General features: G+C 74.4%; 18 protein-coding genes and 1 pseudogene. 13 read left to right on the top strand and 6 right to left on the bottom strand.

Annotated features, from left to right (window positions below):
- The 3 genes and pseudogenes from KPL60_RS24065 to KPL60_RS24055 all read left to right on the top strand — a co-directional run.
- Positions 1 to 366, top strand: a pseudogene (locus KPL60_RS24065) (hypothetical protein); the annotation flags it as partial.
- An 864-nt stretch (positions 367 to 1,230) separates the two neighbouring features.
- Positions 1,231 to 1,431, top strand: a complete 201-nt coding sequence (locus tag KPL60_RS24060) for a hypothetical protein (RefSeq protein ID WP_226367282.1) — start codon at positions 1,231 to 1,233, stop codon at positions 1,429 to 1,431.
- Between the two features lie 74 nt (positions 1,432 to 1,505).
- Positions 1,506 to 2,456, top strand: a complete 951-nt coding sequence (locus KPL60_RS24055) for an ABC transporter substrate-binding protein (RefSeq protein ID WP_226367281.1) — start codon at positions 1,506 to 1,508, stop codon at positions 2,454 to 2,456.
- 4 nt (positions 2,457 to 2,460) lie between these two features.
- Here KPL60_RS24055 and KPL60_RS24050 read toward each other — a convergent pair whose 3' ends face one another.
- The 3 genes from KPL60_RS24050 to KPL60_RS24040 all read right to left on the bottom strand — a co-directional run bounded on the left by KPL60_RS24050 (position 2,461) and on the right by KPL60_RS24040 (position 5,637).
- Complete coding sequence (locus KPL60_RS24050; protein WP_226367280.1) at positions 2,461 to 3,351, bottom strand: CopD family protein; 891 nt, start codon at positions 3,349 to 3,351, stop codon at positions 2,461 to 2,463.
- 68 nt (positions 3,352 to 3,419) lie between these two features.
- The gene (locus KPL60_RS24045; RefSeq protein ID WP_226367279.1) at positions 3,420 to 3,980 is read right to left on the bottom strand and encodes a copper resistance CopC family protein; all 561 of its coding nucleotides are present in this window, start codon (positions 3,978 to 3,980) and stop codon (positions 3,420 to 3,422) included.
- 61 nt (positions 3,981 to 4,041) lie between these two features.
- Complete coding sequence (locus tag KPL60_RS24040; protein WP_226355134.1) at positions 4,042 to 5,637, bottom strand: dolichyl-phosphate-mannose--protein mannosyltransferase; 1,596 nt, start codon at positions 5,635 to 5,637, stop codon at positions 4,042 to 4,044.
- Between the two features lie 25 nt (positions 5,638 to 5,662).
- Between KPL60_RS24040 and rsmI the strand changes: the two genes are divergently transcribed.
- Positions 5,663 to 6,538 carry a 16S rRNA (cytidine(1402)-2'-O)-methyltransferase gene (gene rsmI / locus KPL60_RS24035; protein ID WP_226367278.1) on the top strand — a complete coding sequence of 292 codons (876 nt, stop codon included), beginning with the start codon at positions 5,663 to 5,665 and terminating at the stop codon, positions 6,536 to 6,538.
- A gap of 86 nt (positions 6,539 to 6,624) precedes the next feature.
- Here the strand turns inward: rsmI and KPL60_RS24030 are convergent, their stop codons facing one another.
- Positions 6,625 to 7,800 (bottom strand): cation:proton antiporter, encoded by a 1,176-nt coding sequence (locus KPL60_RS24030; protein ID WP_226367277.1) that lies wholly within the window; start codon positions 7,798 to 7,800, stop codon positions 6,625 to 6,627.
- Between the two features lie 16 nt (positions 7,801 to 7,816).
- Positions 7,817 to 8,299 (bottom strand): cation:proton antiporter regulatory subunit, encoded by a 483-nt coding sequence (locus KPL60_RS24025; RefSeq protein ID WP_073577611.1) that lies wholly within the window; start codon positions 8,297 to 8,299, stop codon positions 7,817 to 7,819.
- Between the two features lie 95 nt (positions 8,300 to 8,394).
- Between KPL60_RS24025 and zwf the strand changes: the two genes are divergently transcribed.
- Complete coding sequence (gene zwf, locus KPL60_RS24020) at positions 8,395 to 9,804, top strand: glucose-6-phosphate dehydrogenase (protein ID WP_226367276.1); 1,410 nt, start codon at positions 8,395 to 8,397, stop codon at positions 9,802 to 9,804.
- Positions 9,801 to 11,630 carry a glycoside hydrolase family 15 protein gene (locus tag KPL60_RS24015; protein WP_226355138.1) on the top strand — a complete coding sequence of 610 codons (1,830 nt, stop codon included), beginning with the start codon at positions 9,801 to 9,803 and terminating at the stop codon, positions 11,628 to 11,630. Before zwf ends, KPL60_RS24015 begins: the two co-directional genes overlap by 4 nt.
- Before the next feature lie 6 nt (positions 11,631 to 11,636).
- Here the strand turns inward: KPL60_RS24015 and KPL60_RS24010 are convergent, their stop codons facing one another.
- Positions 11,637 to 12,200 carry a TetR/AcrR family transcriptional regulator gene (locus KPL60_RS24010; protein WP_226367275.1) on the bottom strand — a complete coding sequence of 188 codons (564 nt, stop codon included), beginning with the start codon at positions 12,198 to 12,200 and terminating at the stop codon, positions 11,637 to 11,639.
- Positions 12,201 to 12,313: 113 nt separating this feature from the next.
- Between KPL60_RS24010 and metG the strand changes: the two genes are divergently transcribed.
- The 7 genes from metG to KPL60_RS23970 all read left to right on the top strand — a co-directional run bounded on the left by metG (position 12,314) and on the right by KPL60_RS23970 (position 22,334).
- Complete coding sequence (gene metG, locus KPL60_RS24005) at positions 12,314 to 14,104, top strand: methionine--tRNA ligase (RefSeq protein ID WP_226355140.1); 1,791 nt, start codon at positions 12,314 to 12,316, stop codon at positions 14,102 to 14,104.
- Positions 14,101 to 14,934, top strand: coding sequence for a TatD family hydrolase (locus tag KPL60_RS24000; RefSeq protein WP_226355141.1), 834 nt, complete (start codon positions 14,101 to 14,103; stop codon positions 14,932 to 14,934). Before metG ends, KPL60_RS24000 begins: the two co-directional genes overlap by 4 nt.
- Positions 14,935 to 15,199: 265 nt before the next feature.
- Entirely contained in the window at positions 15,200 to 16,099 is a 900-nt protein-coding gene (locus KPL60_RS34320) for a resuscitation-promoting factor (protein WP_305080717.1), read from the top strand.
- A gap of 127 nt (positions 16,100 to 16,226) precedes the next feature.
- Entirely contained in the window at positions 16,227 to 17,099 is an 873-nt protein-coding gene (gene rsmA / locus KPL60_RS23985) for a 16S rRNA (adenine(1518)-N(6)/adenine(1519)-N(6))-dimethyltransferase RsmA (protein ID WP_226356639.1), read from the top strand.
- Between the two features lie 34 nt (positions 17,100 to 17,133).
- The gene (locus tag KPL60_RS23980; RefSeq protein ID WP_226367274.1) at positions 17,134 to 18,888 is read left to right on the top strand and encodes a DHA2 family efflux MFS transporter permease subunit; all 1,755 of its coding nucleotides are present in this window, start codon (positions 17,134 to 17,136) and stop codon (positions 18,886 to 18,888) included.
- 630 nt (positions 18,889 to 19,518) lie between these two features.
- Entirely contained in the window at positions 19,519 to 20,508 is a 990-nt protein-coding gene (locus KPL60_RS23975; RefSeq protein WP_062400202.1) for a 4-(cytidine 5'-diphospho)-2-C-methyl-D-erythritol kinase, read from the top strand.
- Between the two features lie 23 nt (positions 20,509 to 20,531).
- Positions 20,532 to 22,334, top strand: coding sequence for an ABC-F family ATP-binding cassette domain-containing protein (locus KPL60_RS23970; RefSeq protein ID WP_226355143.1), 1,803 nt, complete (start codon positions 20,532 to 20,534; stop codon positions 22,332 to 22,334).
- The last annotated feature ends 30 nt before the right edge of the window (positions 22,335 to 22,364 follow it).

Raw genomic sequence — 22,364 nt, 5'->3', positions numbered from 1 at the left:
GACGCGGTCCGCGGACGAGGCGCTGGCGCTCTTCCGCGGGACATGATCGACCACATCGACGCGCACCAGGGCCTGGCCCGCACCTTGGCCACCCTGATGTCCGCCGGCTCCGGCGGCGGGAGCGGGCACGAGCTCGAGGACGCGGTCGCCGAACTGGTCGCCGCGGGTGTGGCGGACGGGTCCCTGCGCGACGACGTCGACGCCGGTGCGGTGCTGATGGCCCTGCACGGCATCGGCGCCGCGCACGCGCGTCCCGGGTGGCGGGCCGAGGCCGACGGCGTCGTCACCCTCGTCGTGGACGGGCTGCGCCGGGACGCGGCGGTGGGGGACCGGACGGCGGGCGCGGAGCCGGAGCCGCATGGGTGAGCCGACCGCGGCCGCCGTCCGCGCCGCCACGCCGTCGTCGCCGCGGATGCACCGGGGTATCGCGAGATCCTCTCGTCAATCGTGACGATCTCCGTGGAACGGCGCCCGCCCCGCCTGGCTCCCCGTGATCGTGCACCGGATACTCGTCCGGGTGACCGAATCCCCCGACGGTCGTCCCCTCGACTCCCCGGAACTTTTCTGCCGTGACTTCGCCGCGGTGCTCGACGCCCGCGGCGTGTCCGTCCGCGAGGCCGCCGAACGCTCGAACTGGAGCAAGAGCGCGATCGGCAACGCCCGCACCGGACCCCGCCTGCCCCGCGCCGACCTGGTGACGACGGTGCTCGCCGCCGTGGGCGTACCCGCGCCGGAGGTGCGGGAGTGGGCACGCCGGCACGCGGCGCTGGCCGCGGCCCCCGCGGCCCCCGCGTCGCCCACCACGGCTCCGGCGAGGCTCTCGGCGACCGTCTCCGCGGACGTCGCGGCACCGGCGACGAGAGCGCCCACGGCCCGGGACGGGACGGAGACCCCGCGAACGGGCGGGACGGAACCGGCGAGCGCGGCCGCCGGGGGGACGGAACCGACGGGCGCCGAGGACCTGAGGGGGCGGACGGCGCGGGCGGTGGTCGTCGCCGTCCTGGCCACGGCCCTGGTCGCGGGCGGTGCCGGCTGGCTCGCCGCCCGGACCGTCGGAGCGCCGGCCGCGGCGTCGGCGGGGCCGGCCGTCGTCACGGTGCAGAACAAGGTCGCGCTCGGCGCGGAGGACCTCGTCGAGGACTCCGGCCCGCCTACCTGTCGTCACGGGCGATCGCGTTCTGCGGTCCCCGGGGCTGCAAGGAGGACGGCACCGACGTCGTCAGCGGGGCGATGCTGCCCGCCACCTGCACGGTCGTCGGCGAGCGGATGTGGAACTACAACCTCGACTCGCCCGTCGCGCACAACCCGCACCGGGTCGAGTCCGAGCTCTGGTACCGCGTGACCTGGCCCGACGGGCGCTCCGGCTACCTGTCGGAGGTGTACCTGGAGCCGGGGTCCCGCGGCGGGCTCGGACTCCCGGCCTGCAGTTGATGTCACCCTCACGGCCTATTGATGAGCCTAACCTCACCTGATGGTCTACGACCGCGCCGGCGAAGGACGCCGTCGTGGAGGTGGCGACGATGGTGCGGGCACGACTGGTCGGACTGATCGCGACGGCGCTGGCCGTCGTCGTCCTGGCGGGGTGCGGTGGGGCTCCCGCGCCCGCCGCGGCACCCACCGGGGCGACGATCGAGCACCGCTACGGCACCACGACGGTCCCGGCGCAGGTCGAGCGGGTCGCGACGGTCGGCTGGAACGACCAGGACTTCGTGCTGGGGCTCGGGGTCGTCCCCGTCATGACCCGCTCCTGGTTCGACGCCTACTGGGGCTTCCCGTGGGTGCAGGCCGTGACGAAGGGCGCCGAGGTCCCGCAGTCCGGTGAGGACGGCATCGACCTGGAGGCCGTCGCCGCGAGCAGGCCGGACGTGATCATCGCGATCTACGAGGACATCGACGAGGACATGTACCGCAAGCTGTCCGCGATCGCCCCGACCGTCGTGCAGTCCGCGGCGTACCCGCCGGAGAAGACCCCGTGGGACGTGCAACTGCTCACCACGGGGAAGGCCATCGGCCGGGAGGACCTCGCCGAGCAGCGCGCCGCCCAGGTCCGCGACCGGATCGCCGCGGTCCGCGCCGCCCACCCGTCGTTCGCCGGGAAGGTGCTCGTCGAGGACTTCGGTCCGGAGAACGGCGGGCACTACCTGATCCCCGCCGGCGACCCGCGGCGCGCGCTGTTCGACGCGCTCGGCTTCGGGACGCAGGAGCACTCCGGCGACGTGAGCGAGGAGCGGCTGGACCTGCTCGACCGCGACGTGCTGTTCGTCAACGGCGCGACCGAGCAGCAGATGACGGCGTCGGTGCCGTTCGCCCGCCTCGGCGTCGTCCGCGAGGGCCGCACGCTCTACACGACGTTCAAGGACCCCCTGGGCGGCGCGCTGTCCTACGGCGGCCCGGACGCGCTGCTCTACGCGATCGACCAGCTGGAACCGCAGCTCGCCGCCGCGACGACCCGCTGACCGCTCAGGCGGTGTGGGTCAGGGTCGCGGCGACCCCGGTCGCCGCGACCAGCACGAGGACCTCCACCGCCGCCCACACCAGCACCGGCAGCCGGCCGGTGCGCAGCCGGGCCCGCGTCGCGCCGCCCAGCGCGGCGGCGCAGGCCAGCAGCACGACCTTGGTGAGGACGACCGCGCCGTAGGCCGTCGTGACCAGGTCGGTGGGCGAGGACAGCCGCGCGGTGGCGGCGAGCAGCCCGGTCACCCCCAGCACGACGACGGCGGCGAGCGCGAGCCGGGAGAACCGGGGCACCGCGACGGCGCGCACGTCGGCGTCGCGGGCGGTGACCAGCAGCGCGCCGAGCCCGCCCACCCACAGCAGCGCCGCCGCGACGTGGGCGACGACCGCCGGCACCGCGTACACCGCGACCGTCGACGCCGCGGTGTGCCCGGTCGCCGCGGGCGCCGCCGCCGCGACGACGACCACCACCAGCGCCAGCACCGCGGGCCCGGGACCGGCGCCCGGCCGGGCCGGCCGCGACCCGGCGACGCCGACCAGCACGAGCATCGCGGCCAGTGCCACCAGCTGGCCGGTCCCGGCACGCGGACCGGTCAGGAACTCCAGCAGGTCCGGGCCGCGCACGTCGGCGAGCCCGCGCCCGGACACGACCGCGCCCCGGACGAACGTCTCGACCAGCAGCACCCCGAGCCAGAGCGGCGCGACGGTCGTCAGGACCCGGTCGGCGCCGGGCACCCGGTCGGGTGCGAGCAGCGCGACCAGCGCCGCACCCGCCGCGACGACCGCGGCCAGGTCCGCCGCGGCCCGCACGACGGTCTGGGCCAGGTCGAGCGCGACGCCGTCCGGCCCGATGCCACCGGTGACCCCGGCGACGACGACCGCGGCCCCCACCAGCACCGCGACCCACCCGGCGACCGCGGGCGCGGGCTCGCGGACCCGGTGCCCGGGCGGGGCGTCGTCGATGGTCAGGCCTTCGACCGGCGCAGCGCGAACGCCACCCCGGCCCCGATGACGACGACGGCGACCACGATCCACGGCCACACCGGCGCCCCTCCGTCGTCGGAGGACGCGGTGGGGGTGGTCTGCGGGGCTGTGGTGGGTGCGGCGGACGGCGCGGCCGCCGCGGAGGTCGCCGCGGCCGCACCCGGCCCGGGGGAGGTCAGGGTGAACGGCACCGTGCCCGAGACGGGGTGGCCGTCGTCGGAGACCACCCGGTAGGTGACCGTGTACGCGCCGGCCGCACCGAGCGGGCGCAGCGGCACGGTGAGGGTGTCGCCGTCGCCGGTGGCGGGACCCGCCGCGTAGTCGGTGCCGCCGGGGCCGGTCACCGCGACGGTGGCGTCGGCGGCCGCGATGTCCTCGGAGAACGTCAGCGACACCGACGTCGGCGCGGTGCCGACCTGCGAGTTCGCGGCGGGACTGCTGGACTCGAGCTCGGTGTGCGCCCAGGCCGGTGCGGCCCCGGCGACGAGGGCGAGGAGCACGGCGGGGAGGGCGACCGCGAGGCGGCGGAGAACGGGGCTCACGCCGGGTCGGTCGTCGCACCGCCCGCCGGAGTTCCGGACGTCACCCGGACGGAGCAGCTCCTCAGCGCCAGGACGGCAGCCACAGCTCGGCCTGCCAGTGCGCCGCGGTGATCGGGTCGCCGACCAGGATCGGCCACAGCCACACGAAGTTGACCCCGATCAGCGCCACCCACGTCGCGACGACGAGCAGCCCGTTGCGGCGCCGGCGCGCGCTCATCCGCGAGTGGCCCAGCATCTGCCCCATCGCCAGCACGACGGCCAGGACCAGGAACGGCACCACCGGCATCATGTAGAAGAAGTACATCTGCCGGTCGATGTTGAAGAACCACGGGACGAACCCGGCGGCGTAGCCGACGAGCACCGCCGTCCACCGCCAGTCGACCCGGGTCACCGCCCGCCACAGCCCCCAGAGCAGCACCGGGATCGCCGGCCACCACAGCGCCGGGGTGCCGATCAGCATCACCGCGGAGACGCAGTCGGTCTCCCCGCAGCCGGTCGCGTCGTCGGCGTAGCGGTAGAGCATCGGCCGCAGCCCCATCGGCCAGGTCCAGGGCTTGGACTCCCACGGGTGCGCCCCGGCGGACTGGGTCGTCAGGTTCTCGTGGAAGGCGAGGACCTGACCGTGGTAGTACCAGAGCGACCGCAGCGCGTCGGGCACCCAGGCGAACGCCCCGCCGGTGCCGATCTCCCGGCCCACCTCGTGGCGGTCGATGCCGGTCTCGCTGCCGAACCACGCCCACCAGGACCCGACGTAGGTCAGCACCGGGATCAGGACGAGCGCCCACAGCGCGGGGGCGACGTCGCGCACCATCGTCCCCACCCACGGCCGGGCGACCCCGGCGCGGCGGCGCACCGAGACGTCCCACAGCACGCACAGCAGCCCGAACGCGGCGATGTAGTAGACGCCGTTCCACTTCACCGCACACGCCAGGCCGAGCGAGACGCCCGCGGTCAGCCGCCACCAGCGCACCCCCCAGCGCGGGCCCCACACGGTGTCGCCGACCCGCCCCTGCGCGACGACGCGTGCCATCCGGTCGCGGACGTCGTCGCGGTCGGCGAGCAGCGCGGCGAACGCGCCCACCACGAACAGCGCGGAGAAGACGTCGAGCATCCCCATCCGCGACTGCACGTGCGACAGCCCGTCGGCGCACAGCAGCAGCCCGGCGAGCCCGCCCAGCGCCGTCGAGCGGGTCAGGCGCCGTCCGGCCCGCACGACGAGCAGCACGGTGAGCACCCCGGCCAGCGCGGCCGAGACCCGCCAGCCGACGCCGTCGTAGCCGAAGACCATCTGGCCCAGCGCGATCAGCTGTTTCGCCAGCGGCGGGTGGACGATCTTCTCGTAGCCGGGGTTGCTTTCCACCCCGCCGTTGCGGACCATGTCCCAGGCCTGCGGGACGTAGTGCTTCTCGTCGAACACGGGCGTGCCGCGGTCGGTGGGCTCGCCCAGGTCGTAGAACCGCAGCAGCGCCGCGACGAGCACCACGCCCGCGGTGACCAGCCAGCCCAGCAGCCGGTCCGACGGCGGCGGCGCGCCGAGCCGCGCGGCCGGGCCGGGATCGGCGCGGCGCAGCGGTGGCGGGGTGCCCCGCGGGGTCAGACCGGGTTCGGGTGCCGCTCCGGCGACCCGGCTCCCGGCATCGGCGCTCGTGGTGGCCATCGCGTCCGATCGTAGGCTGGCCGACGTGACTCCCGCCCCCGACTCCACGCCCGACACGGCCACGACGACCGGTCGCCTGGTCCTGGCCGCGACCCCGCTGGGCGACCCGCGGGACGCCTCGCCGCGGCTGCGGGAGCTCATCGCCACCGCCGACGTCATCGCCGCCGAGGACACCCGCCGGTTCCGGACCCTCGCCGCGGCGCTTCCGGTCACCTACACCGGCCGCATCGTCAGCCACTACGACGCCGTCGAGGCCGAGCGGCTGCCCGGCCTGCTGTCCGCGGTCCGCGACGGCGCGACCGTGCTGGTCGTGTCCGACGCCGGCATGCCCGCCGTGTCCGACCCGGGCTACCGGCTCGTCGCCGCGGCCGCCGCGGAGGACCTCCCGGTCACCTGCGCGCCCGGCCCGTCCGCGGTGACCACGGCGCTGGTCCTGTCCGGCCTGCCGTGCGAGCGGTTCTGCTTCGACGGCTTCCCGCCGCGCCGCTCCGGCGAGCGCCGCCGGTGGCTGGAGACCCTGCGCGACGAGCGCCGCGCCGTGGTGTTCTTCGAGTCACCGCGGCGGACCGCGGACACCCTCGCCGACGCCGTCGCGGTGCTGGGGGAGTCCCGCCGTGCCGCGGTGTGCCGGGAGCTGACCAAGACCCACGAGCAGGTCGTGCGCGGCACCCTGGCCGAGCTGCACGCCTGGGCCACCTCCGGCGACGTGCTCGGCGAGGTGACCGTGGTGCTGGCCGGCGCCGAGGCCCGGGAGGCGCCGCCGGTGGAGTCGCTGGTCGACGCCGTCCGGGAGCGCACCGACGACGGCGAGCGTCTCAAGGACGCCGTCGCCGCCGTGGCCGAGGCCGCCGGGGTGCCCAAGCGCGACCTCTACAAGGCGACCCTCGCCGCCCGGGACTGACGCCGCACCCCGCGCGCGGTCGCCGCACCTGTCGCGGCGGGTGCGACGGCCTCCGGTGGGGTGCGACAGCGGGCCGGGCCGGGCGGTCAGGCGGTCGCGGGGGTGCGCGTCGGCAGGGCCCGCATGACCGGCTCGACGTAGCGGGCGGCGATCGGGCCCAGCACCGCCATGATCAGCACGTACGCCGTGGCCAGCGCGGACAGCTCGGCGGGGACGGCCGCGTAGCCGACGGCCAGCCCGGCGATCACGATCGAGAACTCGCCGCGGGCGACGAGTGCGGCCCCGGCGCGGGCCCGGCCCATCCGCCCGATCCGTGCGCGCTTCGCCGCCCACCAGCCCGTCGCGTACTTGGTCGCGGCCGTCGACACGGCGAGCACCAGCGCCCAGCCGAGCACCGGCGGGATGGCCCGCGGGTCGGTCGACAGCCCGAACACCACGAAGAACACCGCGGCGAACAGGTCCCGCAGCGGCTCCAGCAGCTTCGTCGCGTTCTCCGCGGTCGACCCGGAGATCGCGATGCCCAGCAGGAACGCGCCCACCGCGGCGGACACCTGCATGGCCTGGGCGAACCCGGCGACCAGCAGCGCGGCGCCGAGCACCTTGAGCAGGAATACCTCGCGGTCGTCGGAGTCGACGACGGCCGAGACGTAGCGGCCGTAGCGCAGCGCCACGACCAGCACCACCGAGATCACCGCGAGCGACACCGCGACCGCACTGATCCCGCCCCACAGCGTCACGCCGAGCAGCAGTGCCGTGAGGATCGGCAGGTAGAGCGCCATCACCAGGTCCTCGAAGACCAGCACCGACAGCACCACCGGGGTCTCCCGGTTGCCGAGCCGGCCCAGGTCCGACAGCACCTTCGCGACGATCCCGGAGGAGGAGATGTAGGTGACCCCGCCCAGCACCATCGCCCCGACCGCGCCCCAGCCCAGGATCAGCGCGACGGCGACGCCGGGCGCGGCGTTGAGCACGATGTCCACGATCCCGGCCGTCCAGGACCGGCGCAGCCCCGTGACCAGCTCGACCGCGGAGTACTCGAGCCCGAGCAGCAGGAGCAGCAGGACGACGCCGACCTCGCCGGCCAGCGAGGTGAAGTCGCCGATGTCGCCCAGCGGGATGACGCCGCCCGCGCCGAACGCGAGGCCGCCGAGCAGGTAGAGCGGGATGGGGGACAGGCCGATCCGCTGGGCGAGCCTGCCGAGCAGGCCGAGCCCGAAGAAGACGGCGCCGAGTTCGAGCAGTTCGAGTGCGGTGTGGTCCACGACTACCGGGGCGGCCTCAGCCGCGCGCGAGGATGTCGGCGGCCTGCTCCAGCTTCTCGGCCGTCCCGACGGCGATCACGATGTCCCCGGCGGCCAGCACGTGGTCCGGCGTCGGCGACGGGATCACCTGGCCCGCGCGCATGATCGCGACCACCGACACCTGGGTGCGGGTGCGCAGCGCGGTGTCGCCGAGCGGGCGGCCGTCGAACGGGCTGTTGAGCTTGATCGGCATCTTGCGGGTGGTGATGCCCGGGAGGTCCGCGTGCTCGTCCTTGAGCTGGTTGACCAGCTGCGGGGCGCCGAGCAGGTTCGCCAGGGCGCCCGCCTCCTCGGTGGTCAGCGGCAGCTCCGCGACGCAGGCGTCCGGGTCGTCGGCACGGGAGAGGATCAGGTCGATCTTCCCGTCGCGGTGCGCGATGACCCCGACCCGGCGGCCGCTGCGCAGCTCGATCTCCTTCCGCACCCCGATCCCGGGCAGCGGCGTCACGTCGACGTTCACCCCTGCAACGGTACGCCGCGCACACCGGCCGTCGGAAACACGCTCGTGACCGGCGCCGCCGAATGGCGGGGGCCGCCCGGGGGTAGCCGGGGATCATGCCTTCGGACCTGCCCCCGCACGTGATCGTGCTGTTCGGCGCCACCGGCGACCTGGCGAAGCGCAAGCTCTTCCCGGGTCTGCTCCACCTGCAGAACGAGGGTCTGCTCCCCGAGGACTTCCGGGTCATCGGGTCCGGCCGGCACTCGCCCGGCTCCGACGACGAGTTCCGCGACCGCATCCGCGGCGCCCTGTCCGACGACACCGGCTGGGACGACTTCGCGCCGCGGCTGAGCTTCGTCGTCTCCGACGCCGACGACGGCGCCGACCTCGCCGACGCGGTGCGGCGCGCGGAGAAGGACCTCGGCTCCGACGACGTGCGCCGGCTCGTCTACCTCTCCGTGCCGCCGACCGCGATGACCCCGATGGTCGCGATGCTGGGGGAGACCGGCATCGCCGAGCGCTCCCGGCTGGTGCTGGAGAAGCCGTTCGGCACCGACCTGGAGTCCGCGAAGGAGCTCAACGCAGGCCTGAAGGACGTCTACGACGAGGCCGACATCTTCCGCATCGACCACTTTCTCGGCAAGGAGTCGGTGCAGAACATCCTCGCGCTGCGCTTCGCCAACGGGCTGTTCGAGCCGGTGTGGAACCGCCAGAACATCCGCTACGTGCAGATCGACGTCCCCGAGGAGATCGGGATCGAGGGCCGGGCGTCGTTCATGGAGTCCACCGGCACGTTCCGCGACATGATCTCCACGCACCTGTTCCAGATCCTCGGGTTCGTCGCCCTGGAGCCGCCGTACGCGATCGCGCCGGACGCGCTGCACGCGGAGAAGGCGAAGGTGTTCGGATCGATCCGGCCGCTCGACCCGTCGCGGGTGGTGTTCGGCCAGTACGCCTCCTACCGCGACGAGGAGGGCGTCGCCGACGACTCGGAGTCCGAGACGTTCGTCGCGCTGGAGACCTACGTCGACAACTGGCGCTGGTTCGGCGTCCCGTTCTTCCTGCGCACCGGCAAGGCGATGGGCGCGACCCGGCGCACCGTGACGATCGGCTTCGACGAGCCGGCGCTGACCATGTTCCCGGGCGGGTCGTTCACGGGCGACGCCCACGACGGGCCGCCCACCGAGCTCGTCATCGAGCTGGCCGACCAGGTGTCGGCCGAGCTCGACGTCCGCGCGAAGGTCCCCGGCCCGGAGCTCAAGGTCGGCCGCGGCCGGATGCGGCTGGACCTCGACAGCGTCGGCGACCCCGACGACGCCCTGGAGGCCTACGAGCGGCTGCTCCTGGACGTCATGAAGGGCGACCGCACGCTGTTCACCACCACCGAGGAGGTCGAGCGGCTCTGGGAGCTGTGCGACCCGGTGCTCGCCGACCCGCCGCGGACGCAGACCTACTCCGACGGGTCCTGGGGCCCGCAGGACGCGCTCGACCTGCCCGGCCCGCGCGGCTGGCGGGTGCCGGAGTGAGCCCCTCGCGCAGCGAGCGCTACCTCCCGATCGCCGAACACGGGATCATCGGCGACCTGCGCTCCGCGGCACTCGTCGGGACCGACGGCACCGTCGACTGGTTCTGCCCGGGCCGGTTCGACGCGCCCAGCGTGTTCGCCTCGCTGCTCGACGCCGACCGCGGCGGGCACTGGCGGCTCGCGCCGTGCGTCGACGAGACCGAGCTCGCCAGCCAGCAGCAGTTCTACTACCCCGACTCCAACATCCTCATCACCCGCTTCCTCACCGCCGACGGCATCGTCGAGGTGCAGGACCTCATGGTGGTGCTGCGCCCGCACGACCCCGACCACCGCCAGCGGCTCGTCCGCCGGGTCACCGGGGTCCGCGGGGCGGTGCCGATGACCGTCGAGGTGGTCCCGCGACCCGACTACGCCCGGGAGACCCCGAAGGTCGAGAGCGCGGGCGCCGGCATCCGGTTCACCGGCAGCGGTGTCACCCTGGACCTGACGTCGTCGGTGGAGCTGGAGATCACCGACCACGCCGCGGGCGCGGAGTTCCGCACCGCCGAGGGGCGCACCGAGGTGTTCGTGCTGGAGGTGGACGCCACCGGGGAGCCCACCACCTGCGACGACGCCGCGGAGGCCCTGTTCACCGGGACCGTCGCGTTCTGGAAGGACTGGCTGGCGCACTCGTCGTACACCGGGCGGTGGCGCGAGCGCGTCCACCGTTCCGCGCTCACCCTCAAGCTGCTCACCCACGAGCCGACCGGTGCGGTGATCGCGTCGCCGACGATGGGGCTGCCCGAGCAGCTGGGCGGCGAGCGGAACTGGGACTACCGCTACGTCTGGATGCGCGACGCCGCGTTCACCCTCTACGCGCTGCTGCGGCTCGGGTTCACCGAGGAGGCGGGCGCGTTCATCGGCTGGCTGTCGGGCCGGTTCGGGACACGGCAGGAGGGGGCGCAGGGCCCGCTGCGCGTCATGTACACGATCGACGGCGACGAGACCCCCGACGAGGTCGAGCTCGACCACCTCGACGGCTACCGCGGCTCGCGCCCGGTGCTGGCCGGCAACGGCGCGTCGTCGCAGCTCCAGCTCGACATCTACGGCGAGATCATCGACTCGGTCTACCTGTACGACAAGTACGGCGACGGCGTCGGCCACGAGGACTGGACGAACCTCTGCACCATCCTCGACTGGCTGCGCGAGCACTGGGACTCCCCGGACGAGGGCATCTGGGAGACCCGGGCGGGCCGCCAGGACCACGTGTTCTCCCGGCTCATGTGCTGGGTCGCGGTCGAGCGGATGATCCGGATGGCGCGCCGGCGCGGGCTGCCCGGCGACGTCGGGGCCTGGACCACCACCCGCGACGAGATCTACCACCAGATCATGGACCGCGGCTGGGACCCCGACGTGCCGCCGCGCGGGTCGTTCGTGCAGCGCTACGGCGCGACCACGCTGGACGCCTCGGTGCTGCTCATGCCGATGGTGAAGTTCTGCGCGCCGACCGAACCGCGGTTCCTGGCGACCCTGGACGCGATCAACGACGACCTCGTCGTCGACACCCTGGTGTTCCGCTACGACGTCGAGGACTCGCCGGACGGTCTCGACGGCGAGGAGGGCACGTTCTCGATGTGCTCGTTCTGGAACGTCGAGGCGATGACCAGGGCCGGACGCCTGGAACAGGCCCGGATCGCGCTGGAGAAGATGTTCTCCTACGGCAACCACCTGGGCCTCTACGCCGAGGAGATCGGCCTGACCGGGGAGCAGCTGGGCAACTTCCCGCAGGCCTTCACCCACCTGTCGCTGATCAGCTCCGCGATCAACCTGGACCGGGCGCTGGGATGAGGCCGCTCAGCGGGTGAACAGGCAGGACTCGTAGAGCCGGACCCCGTGGCCCAGGGCCTGCTCCCGCGTCACGAGGCTCTCCGGGTCCAGCCAGGCCAGCACGATCTCGCCCATCCCGCCGAGGCAGAAGTGCCCGGCGACGCGCAGGTCGTCGGGCTCGATCCGGCTGTCGACGGCGCCGCTGACCATCAGCTCGGCGAAGCCGCGGTTGGCGCTGCGGCGGCGTGCGACGAGCTCGGGGCAGCCGATCGCGTCGACCAGCACGACGACGCGTCGCGGGTCGGCGGCGACGTCGTCGAACCAGGCGGTCAGCGCGGCCCGGATCCGGGCCGCCGGGTTCGCGGCGGCGGCCTGCACCGCGGCCATGGTCGTGGCGGCGCGCTCGTCGACGATGTGGTCGAACACCGCGCAGCCCAGCTCGACACCGGAGCCGAACTCGTCGGCCCCGGTCGCGGGCAGCCCGGCCCGTTCCGCGGCCGAGAAGGGGTCGATGGCGGGCCAGCCGCCGTCCGCCCACTGCTGCAGGGCCGCGTCGAGGAGGGCCTCGCGGTCCCGTTCACCCCGGTCCATGGGCGCCACTATGACACCAGTAGGGGGAACGACACCCATCTCCGGGAGCTATCCCCATCTTTGGTGATGTGCCGCCGCAGAACGTGATGGCGACGGTGAATACGCTGGAGGGCATGAGCAAAGCCGTGCTGACCGCCGTGGCGTGGCCCTACGCCAACGGCCCCCGGCACATCGGCCACGTGTCCGGCTTCGGTGTGCCCTCCGACGTGTTCGCCCGGTACCGGCGGATGGCGGGGGACCGGGTGCTGATGGTGTCCGGCACCGACGAGCACGGCACCCCGATCCAGGTCCAGGCCGACGCCGAGGGACTGACCCCGCGCCAGCTCGCCGACAAGTACAACGGCGTGATCACCGACGACCTGCAGGGTCTCGGGCTGAGTTACGACCTGTTCACCCGGACCACGACGTCGAACCACTACCGCGTCGTGCAGGACATGTTCACCGCGCTGTACAAGAACGGCTACGTCGTCCCGAAGACGCAGCTGGGCGCGATCAGCCCGTCCACCGGCCGCACCCTGCCCGACCGCTACATCGAGGGCACCTGCCCGATCTGCGGCTACGACGGCGCCCGCGGCGACCAGTGCGACAACTGCGGCAACCAGCTCGACCCGGCCGACCTCAAGAACCCGCGCTCGCGGATCAACGGGGAGACGCCGAAGTTCGTCGAGACCGAGCACTTCTTCCTCGACCTGCCCGCCTTCTCCGAGGCGCTCGGGAGCTGGCTGTCGACCCGCACCGACTGGCGCCCCAACGTGCTCAAGTTCTCCGCCAACCTGGTGGAGAACCTCAAGCCGCGCGCCATCACCCGGGACCTGGAGTGGGGCGTGCCCGTCCCGCTCGACGTGTGGTCGGACAACCCGCTCAAGAAGATCTACGTCTGGTTCGACGCGGTCATCGGCTACCTGTCCGCCTCGGTGGAGTGGGCCCGTCGCGGCCCGGACCCGGACGCGTGGAAGCAGTGGTGGACCGACCCGGCCGCCGAGGCCTTCTACTTCATGGGCAAGGACAACATCACCTTCCACTCGGTGATGTGGCCGGCGATCCTGCTCGGGCAGAACGGCGCGGGCGACCGCGGCGGCGAGCCCGGCCCGTACGGGACGCTCGACCTGCCCAGCGAGGTCGTGTCCTCGGAGTACCTGACGATGAGCGGGTCGAAGTTCTCGACCAGCCGCGGCACCGTCATCTACGTCGGGGACTTCCTGCGCGAGTTCGGGCCGGACGCGCTGCGCTACCACATCGCCGTCGCCGGGCCGGAGAACCAGGACGTCGACTTCACCTGGGACGAGTTCGTCCGCCGGGTCAACTTCGAGCTGGCCAACGAGTGGGGCAACCTGGTCAACCGGTCCATCTCGATGGCCCACAAGAACGTGGGCGCGATCCCGACGCCGACGGCGCCGCAGCAGGCCGACGCCGAGCTGCTCGCGTACTCGCGGGCCGGGTTCGACACCGTCGGCGGGCTGCTCGCGCGGAACCGGTTCAAGCAGGCCGCGGGTGAGGCGATGCGAGTGGTCACCGCCGCGAACCGGTACCTGTCCGACCAGGAGCCGTGGAAGCGCAAGGACGACCCGGAGCGCCGGGACACGATCCTGCACACCGCGCTGCAGGTCGTGCAGGACGCCAACACCCTGCTCACCCCGTTCCTGCCGCACGCCGCGCAGAAGGTGCACGAGGCGCTCGGCGGCACCGGGGTGTGGGCCGCGCAGCCGGAGAAGACGACCGTCGACGACCTCGGCGACGGCCCCGCCTACCCGGTCCTCACCGGCGACTACGCCGCCGAGCAGGCCCACTGGGGGTCGACGCCGATCGAGGTGGGGCGACCGCTGGCCAAGCCGTCGCCGATCATCGCCAAGCTCGCGCCCGAGCTGGGGGAGACCGGGCCGGAGTGGGCCCCGGTCCAGAAGTGAGCGGACACGGCCGCCGGCCGCGCCCCGAGCCGCCGGAGCCGCTCGCCGCGCCGACGATCGACAGCCACACCCACCTCGACGCGTGCGGCTGCGAGACCGACGCCGACGTCGTCGCCGCGATGGACCGGGCGGCGGCGGTCGGCGTCGTCGGTGCGGTCACCATCGCCGACGACCTCGACGGCGCCCGGTTCGCCGTGCGCGCCGCGCACGCCGACGACCGGGTGTGGGCGGCCGTCGCGCTGCACCCCACCCGGACGGCACGGGTGCCGGCCGCCGACCTCGCCGAGATCGAGCGGCTGGCCGCCGACGACCGCGTCGTGTCGATCGGCGAGACCGGCCTGGACTACTACTGGGACCACAGCCCGCCCGCCGCGCAGCAGGACGCGTTCCGCTGGCACATCGGGCTGGCCAAGCGCACCGGCAAGCCGCTGATGATCCACGACCGGGACGCCCACGACGACGTCCTGCGCATCCTCCGCGAGGAGGGCGCCCCGGACACCGTGGTCTTCCACTGCTTCTCCGGCGACGCCGCGATGGCCCGGGAGTGCGCCGACGCCGGGTACGTCCTGTCCTTCGCCGGCCCGGTCACCTTCACGAAGAACGACGAGCTGCGCGCCGCCGCGGCGCTGGTGCCCGCCGGGCAGTACCTCGTGGAGACCGACGCGCCGTTCCTCACCCCGCACCCGCACCGCGGCCGGGCCAACGAGCCCTACGTGCTGCCGTGGACCGTGCGGGGGATCGCCGCGACCCGCGGGGAGTCCGAAGCCCTGGTCGCCGAGACGGCCCGCCGCAACGCCGAACGGATCTTCCGGCTGCGCACAACCGATTGACGCCGTCCGCCGTGACGAGTGGCGGGGTTGTCGTCACTCACCGTCGATCACCGTCCGCTCGTCGCCACGCGCGCGTCGGAAACGCTGCGCCGGGTCACGGTCCGCTAACGTCCCTCGTCGTACCCGCCGGGACGGGGTCGCTCCCCCGACCCGCGGGACGACGACCGGTCCGCTCCCCAGCGACGGTTCCGCTCCCCGGCACCGCGCCGGTCGTCGTTCCCGCAGGTCATGGCTCCTTCCCGGACAGCCGAGCCCCCGGGAAGTCATGTCTTCGCGTCACGCCGCACCGCTCGCCGACGACGAGCTCACGCGACCGCTCCCCGTCATCGCGCCCGCCGGTCTCGCCGGCGACGAGGCCGGGTACGTCACCTACGAGGGCCGTCACCGCACCGCCGGTGCCCGCTCCCGGGCCGGGGTCCGGACCGCCGCCGCGGCCGCGCTGTTCTCGGTCCCGACCGGTGGCCTCGCCGCCGCGGTGCTCACCGCCCCGGCCGAGCAGCCCGCCCAGGAGCTCCAGGCCGGGCTCGCCGCGATCGCCACCGACCTCGGCACGGCGTCGATGAGCCTCGACCGGGCCTCCTCGCCCGCCTCGTTCGCCCCGGTCGCCGCCCCGACCACCGGCTCGGACATCGTAAGCGCCCAGATCGTCGAGTCGCAGAAGCTCCCGGTGCCGGAGCAGGAGGTGCAGGACCCGTCGCTCGACGAGGGCACCCGCACCGTCGTCGACCCGGGCCGCGAGGGCGCCCGCAGCATCATCTGGCGGGTCACCTACGACCAGGGCCGCGAGGGCGCCCGCGAGCGCGTCGGCGCCGGTCAGGACACCCCGGCCACCCCGCGCGTGGTGAAGGTCGGCACCAAGAAGAAGGTCGAGGAGATCATCGCGAAGGCGAAGTCCTCGGCGCCCGCCGTCTCCAACGGCGCGACCTGGGACAAGCTGGCCAAGTGCGAGTCCGGCGGCGACTGGAACATCAACACCGGCAACGGCTACCAGGGCGGGCTGCAGTTCAACAAGCAGACCTGGCAGGCCTACGGCGGCGGGCAGTACGCCCCGACCGCGGACCAGGCCTCCCGCGAGGAGCAGATCGCGGTCGCCGAGAAGGTCAAGGACGACCGCGGCGGCTACAGCGCCTGGCCGTCCTGCTCCTCCAAGCTCGGCCTGAGCTGATCCCGCACGCACCCCGCCCGGGGTGCCCGGCGAGAATGGTGCCGTGAGCGACCACGGGACCGACGGCGGCCGGAGCCGGAGCATCGACGCCGACGGCGACGGGAGCCGGACCACCGCCACCGCCCGCCTGCTGGGCCCGGCCGACGTCCGGGTCCTGGCCGAGCGGCTCGGTCTGCGCCCCACCAAGAAGCTCGGCCAGAACTTCGTCCACGACGCCAACACCGTCCGCCGGATCGTGAAGTCCGCCGGCGTCGACGGCGACGACGTCGTCCTCGAGGTCGGCCCCGGTCTCGGCTCGCTCACCCTGGCGCTGCTGCCGGTCGCGGCCCGGGTGCACGTCGTCGAGATCGACCCGGTGCTGGCCGGGCTGCTTCCCGACACCGTCGCCGAGCGCGCCCCCGAGCTGGCCGGGCGCCTCACCGTGACCGGTGCCGACGCCATGCGGGTCGGCGCGGACCGGCTCGCGACCGACGCCGGGCCCGGTGCGGCGCCGCCCACCGCGATCGTCGCGAACCTGCCCTACAACGTCGCGGTGCCGGTGATCCTGCACCTGCTCGCCGAGCTGCCGTCGCTGCGGACCGGGCTGGTCATGGTGCAGGCCGAGGTCGCCGACCGGCTCGCCGCCGGACCCGGCTCGCGCGAGTACGGCGCCCCCAGCGCCAAGCTCGCCTGGTACGCCGCCGCCCGCCGCGCCGGGCCGGTGCCGCGCGCGGTGTTCTGGCCGGTCCCCGGCGTCGACTCCGGGCTGCTGGCGTTCACCCGGCACGACCCGCCCGCCGACGCCGACCGGGCGGCGACCTTCGCGGTCGTCGACGCGGCCTTCGCCCAGCGCCGCAAGGTGCTGCGGGGAGCCCTGTCGGGCTGGGCCGGCTCGGCCGCGGCGGCCGAACAGGCCCTGCGCGCCGCGGGGGTCGACCCCACCGCCCGCGCCGAGACCCTGGCGGTGTCCGACTTCGCCCGGATCGCCCGGAACCGCCCGGCGGGGCCCCCTCCCGCCTGACCGGACCGTGCCGGGGGCGGCGCATGATGGCGTGGTGACGCGGTCGAGGGAACAGGTGGTCAGCGCCGACGGGACGAACCCGTGGCCCGCGCTGTGGGCGCTGGTGATCGGGTTCTTCATGATCCTGGTCGACGCCACGATCGTCACCGTCGCGACGCCCGCGCTGCTGACCTCGCTGGACGCCGACGTCAACTCCGTGGTCTGGGTGACCAGCGCCTACCTGCTCGCCTACGTCGTCCCGCTGCTGGTCACCGGGCGGCTGGGGGACCGGTTCGGGCCCAAGCGCGTCTACCTGTGCGGGCTCGCGGTGTTCACCCTGGCCTCGCTGTGGTGCGGGCTCACGACGACCGTCGGTGCCCTGATCGTCGCGCGGGTCGCCCAGGGCTTCGGCGCCGCGATGATGACGCCGCAGACCATGGCCGTCATCACCCGGACCTTCCCGGCGGCCCAGCGCGGGCGCGCGATGAGCCTGTGGGGTGCCGTCGCCGGTGTCGCGACGCTCACCGGGCCGATCGTCGGCGGGCTCCTCGTCGGCGGCCTCGGCTGGGAGTGGATCTTCTTCGTGAACGTCCCGGTCGGGGTGATCGCCTTCGTCGCCGCCTGGCGGCTGGTGCCCTCGCTCGAGACCTCGCGCCGCCGGTTCGACGTCGTCGGCGTGGTGCTGTCCGCCGCGGGCATGTTCCTGCTGGTCTTCGGCATCCAGGAGGGCCAGAAGTTCGGCTGGAGCGCCGGGATCTGGGCGCTGATCGGCAGCGGCGTCGTCGTGCTGGTCGCGTTCGTGTGGTGGCAGCGGGTCACCACCAGCGAGCCGCTGGTCACGCTGCGCCTGTTCCGGGACCGCAACTTCTCGCTGGCCAACATCGCGATCTGCACCGTCGGCTTCGCGATCACCGCGCAGGGCTTCCCTCTGATGATCTACGCGCAGAGCGTGCGCGGCTTCACCCCGACCCAGGCCGCACTGCTGCTCGCGCCACTGGCGATCTTCTCCGGCGCGCTCGCGCCGTACACCGGGCGGCTGACCGACCGCGTCCACCCGCGGCTGATCGGCGGCTTCGGGATGTCGACGTTCGTCATCGCGCTGGCCTGGCTGGCGTGGGTGATGGGCCCGGACACCCCGGTCTGGCAGCTGCTGCTGCCGCTCACCCTGCTCGGCATCTCCAACTCCTGCGTCTGGGCGCCGATCTCCACCAGCGCCACCCGCAACCTGCCGATGGACCAGGCCGGATCCGGGTCGGGCGTCTACAACACGACCCGTCAGGTCGGCGCGGTGCTCGGCAGCGCGGGCATCGCGGTGCTCATGGAGTCGCGGATCGCCGCGCTCGTCCCGGGCGCGTCGGCGACCGGCGGCTCCCCGGAGGTCGCCGCGACCGGCGGCCCGCTGCCCGAGGCGCTGCGCGACCCCTTCGCGACGGCGATGGCCCAGTCGATGCTGCTGCCCGCGGCCGTGCTGGTGATCGGGTTCGTGGCCGTCGCCTGCTTCGCGACGCCGCGCCACCTGGTCGAGCGCCGCGCAGCCGCAGCGAGCTCCACCGCCCCGGACTCCGGCACCGCCGCGGACTCCGGCAGCGCCCCGGTGTCCGGTCCCGCCCCGGTGTCCGGCTCCGCCCCGGTGTCCGGTGCGGCCCCGGTGTCCGGCGCCCCCGCCGGTTCCGGCTCTGCCGCGTCCCCCGTCTCCGCAGCGTCTCCCGTGCCCGCCGCGTCGCCGCCCGTGTCCCCGGCCGCTCCGGTGCCCGGCCGCCCCGGCCCCGGCCCCGGCCCCGGCGACGCGACCGACCGGTCCGCCGGCTGAGTCCTCCCGCGGGTCATCGGTCGCCCGGAAAACCTTCATGCGGTGAACCGTTTCTGGAGAAGGGACGGTCCCGCGGCGAGGTAGAGGGCCGATGGGTCGCGCCGCGTCGCGTCGGGCCCGGCCCGGCCGGGCCGCGCGGGGTCGGGCCGCGCGGGGTCGGGCCGCGCGGGGTCGGGCCGCGTCGGCGGGTAGTGGGTCCGCGGTGCCCTGCTGCGCGACAACCCTTCACGCCATGAACGGTTCTCCGGCAGGGACACCGTGGGCGGAGCCCGTCGGCCCAATCGGCTGGTCACCCCGGCCGAGTCGGTGGGCCCCGGTGGAGGGCCACAGCCCCGGGGGAGGTCCGGCCCGGGGAGGTCCAGCCCCGGGGGAGGGGCAGCCCGGGGAGGTCCAGCCCCGGGGGGAAGGCCAGCCCGGGAAGGTCCAGCCCGGGGGAGAGCCTGCCCCGGAGGAAGGTCGGCCCGGGGAGGGGCAGTCGCGGGGGAGGGTGAGCCCCGGGTGGGGTCGAGGGGCCCGGGCGGCGGGGCGCCCCGGGCAGGTGAGTCCGGGAAGCCGGCCCGGCCGGTGAGCCCGGCCACCCCGGATGCCGGGCGGCGGCGGCCCGTCCCGCGCTGCCCGTAGGGTTGAGCGGTGCTGTCCGCCGTGCCGCGACCGGTCACCGTCCGGGTTCCCGCGAAGATCAACCTGCACCTCGCCGTGGGCGGGGTGCGGCCGGACGGCTTCCACGACCTCGTCACGGTGTTCCACGCCGTCAGCCTGTTCGACGAGATCTCCGTCGAGCAGGCCCAGGAGCCCGCGCTGGAGGTGCACGGCGACGGCGTCGCCGAGGTGCCGCTGGACGCCACCAACCTGGCCTGGCGGGCGGTCGAGCTGCTCGCGGAGAAGGCCGGGCGTGCCCCGGACGTGCGGGTGACCCTGCGCAAGGGCATCCCGGTCGCGGGCGGCATGGCGGGCGGCTCCGCGGACGCGGCGGGCACGCTCGTCGCGCTGTCCTCGCTGTGGCGGCTGGAGCTGGGCCGCGACGAGCTGTCCGAGCTGGCCGCCGAGCTCGGATCCGACGTCACGTTCGGCCTGCACGGCGGTACCGCGCTCGGCACCGGCCGCGGCGAGAAGATCATCCCCGTGCTCGCCCGGCACCGGCTGCACTGGGTGATCGCGCTGGCCCGCGGCGGGCTGTCCACGCCGGCGGTGTTCTCCGAGCTGGACCGGCTGCGCGGCGACGGCCCGATCGCCGAGCGGCCGGTCGAGCCCGTCCTGGAGGCACTGTCCTCGGGGGACCCGCGCCGGCTCGCGCTCAACCTGGGCAACGACCTGCAGGTGGCCGCCGTCTCGATGGCCCCGGACCTGCGCCGCACCCTGCGCGCCGGGGTCAACTCCGGCGCGCTCGCCGGGCTGGTGTCCGGGTCCGGGCCGACCTGCGCGTTCCTGTGCGCCGACGCCGACTCCGCCGTCGAGGTCGCGACCGAGCTCGCCGGGATGGGGGTGTGCCGGACGGTGCGGGTCGCCCACGGCCCGGCCGGCGGCGCCCGCATCGTCGACACCTCCGAGACCGGCGGCGACCACCCCCCCGACCGCGGCGGTCCCTCGAGCTCCGGCTCGTGGCCCCCGGTCCGTGCCTGACCTTCCCGACGGTGGAGACGTAGTTGCCCGAGAACCTGCTCAACCTGGAGAACGTCACCGCGCACGTGCCCGGTGACGCCAGCCGCGTCCTGCTCGACGGTGTCTCGCTCGGTGTCGAACGCGGCGACCGGATCGGCGTCGTCGGCCTCAACGGCGGCGGGAAGTCGACCCTCCTCGACGTGATCACCGGCGACCGGCCCGTCGAGGGCGGCCGGGTCAGCCGCCTCGGGGGCCTGCGGATGGCGCACCTGGTGCAGCACGACCGCTTCCCGGCCGGGTCGACGGTGCGCGACATCGTCCTCGCCGAGTACGGCGCCGACCACGAGTGGGCCGCCGACGCCCGGGTCCGCGACGTCCTCGACGGGCTCGCCATCTCCGACATCGAGCGCCCCACCGACGGCCTGTCCGGCGGCGAGAAGCGCCGGGTCGCGCTCGCCGCGGCGTTGATCGGGGAGCTCGACCTCGTCGTCCTCGACGAGCCCACCAACCACCTCGACGTCGAGGGCATCGGCTGGCTCGCGACGCACCTGACGGCGCGGCGGATCGCACTCGTCGTCGTCACCCACGACCGCTGGTTCCTCGACACCGTCTGCACCCGGACCTGGGAGGTCGCGAACGGGCGCGTCGAGTCCTACACCGGCGGCTACGCCGACTGGGTTTACGCCCGCGCCGAGCGCGGCAGGCAGGCCGACGCCGCCGAGCAGCGCCGCCGCAACCTGGCCCGCAAGGAGCTGGCCTGGCTGCGCCGCGGCCCGCCCGCCCGGACCTCGAAGCCCCGCTACCGGATCGAGGCCGCGGAGGCCCTGATCGCCGACGTGCCCGCGCCGCGCGACACCGTCGAGCTGATGGCGTTCGCGACCAACCGGCTCGGGCGCACCGTGCTGGAGCTGGAGGACGCGACCGTCTCCGTCGCCGGGCGCACCCTGCTCGACGGCGTGACCTGGCGGCTCGGCCCGGGCGACCGGGTCGGCATCGTCGGGATCAACGGCTCCGGCAAGACGACGCTGCTGCGTGCCCTGTCCGGGGAACGCGCGCTCGACTCGGGCAAGCGCGTCCAGGGCAGCACCGTGAAGATGGCGCAGCTGTCGCAGGAGCTCGTCGACCTGCCCGCCGAGATGCGCGTGCTGGAGGCCACCGAGGCCGTCGCCAAGTACGTGCGGTTCGGCAAGCAGGAGATGACCGCGTCGCAGGTGCTGGAGCGGCTCGGGTTCCCCGCGGCCCGCCAGTGGACCCCGGTCGGACGCCTGTCCGGTGGCGAGCGCAGGCGACTGCAGCTGACCCGGCTGCTGATGGACGAGCCGAACGTCCTGCTGCTCGACGAGCCCACCAACGACCTGGACGTCGACACCCTCGCCGGGCTCGAGGACCTCCTCGACGGCTGGCCGGGCACCCTGGTGGTCGTCAGCCACGACCGGTACCTCACCGAGCGGGTCTGCGACCAGGTCGTCGCCCTGTTCGGCGACGGGCACCTCACCCACCTGCCCGGCGGGATCGGCGAGTACCTGACCCGCCGTGCCGCCACCGGCCACGGCCCCGCCGGGGCCGCCCCGACCGCTCCGGTACCGGCCGGGGCGCCCGTCGCACAGGCGGCCGGGCCGAAGGCGAGCGCCGCGGAGCAGCGGGCCGCCCGCAAGGACGCCCAGCGCCTGGAACGACGGATGGGGCAGCTCACCGCGCAGGAGGAGAAGCTGCACGCCCGGCTCGCCGAGGCCGCCACCGAGCCCGGCCGGCTGATGGAGCTGGACCGGGAGCTGAAGGCCGTCGTCGCCGAGCGCGAGAGCGTCGAGCTGGAGTGGCTCGAGGCCGCCGAGCGCGCCGAGGGATGAGGGGTCTCTCCTACCCAGGTAGGAGAGACC

Source organism: Pseudonocardia sp. ICBG162 (assembly GCF_020496225.1).
Lineage (GTDB): Bacteria > Actinomycetota > Actinomycetes > Mycobacteriales > Pseudonocardiaceae > Pseudonocardia > Pseudonocardia alni.
The sequence above is the reverse complement of the archived record's forward strand: the minus strand, read 5'-3'. Positions and strand labels throughout refer to the sequence as shown.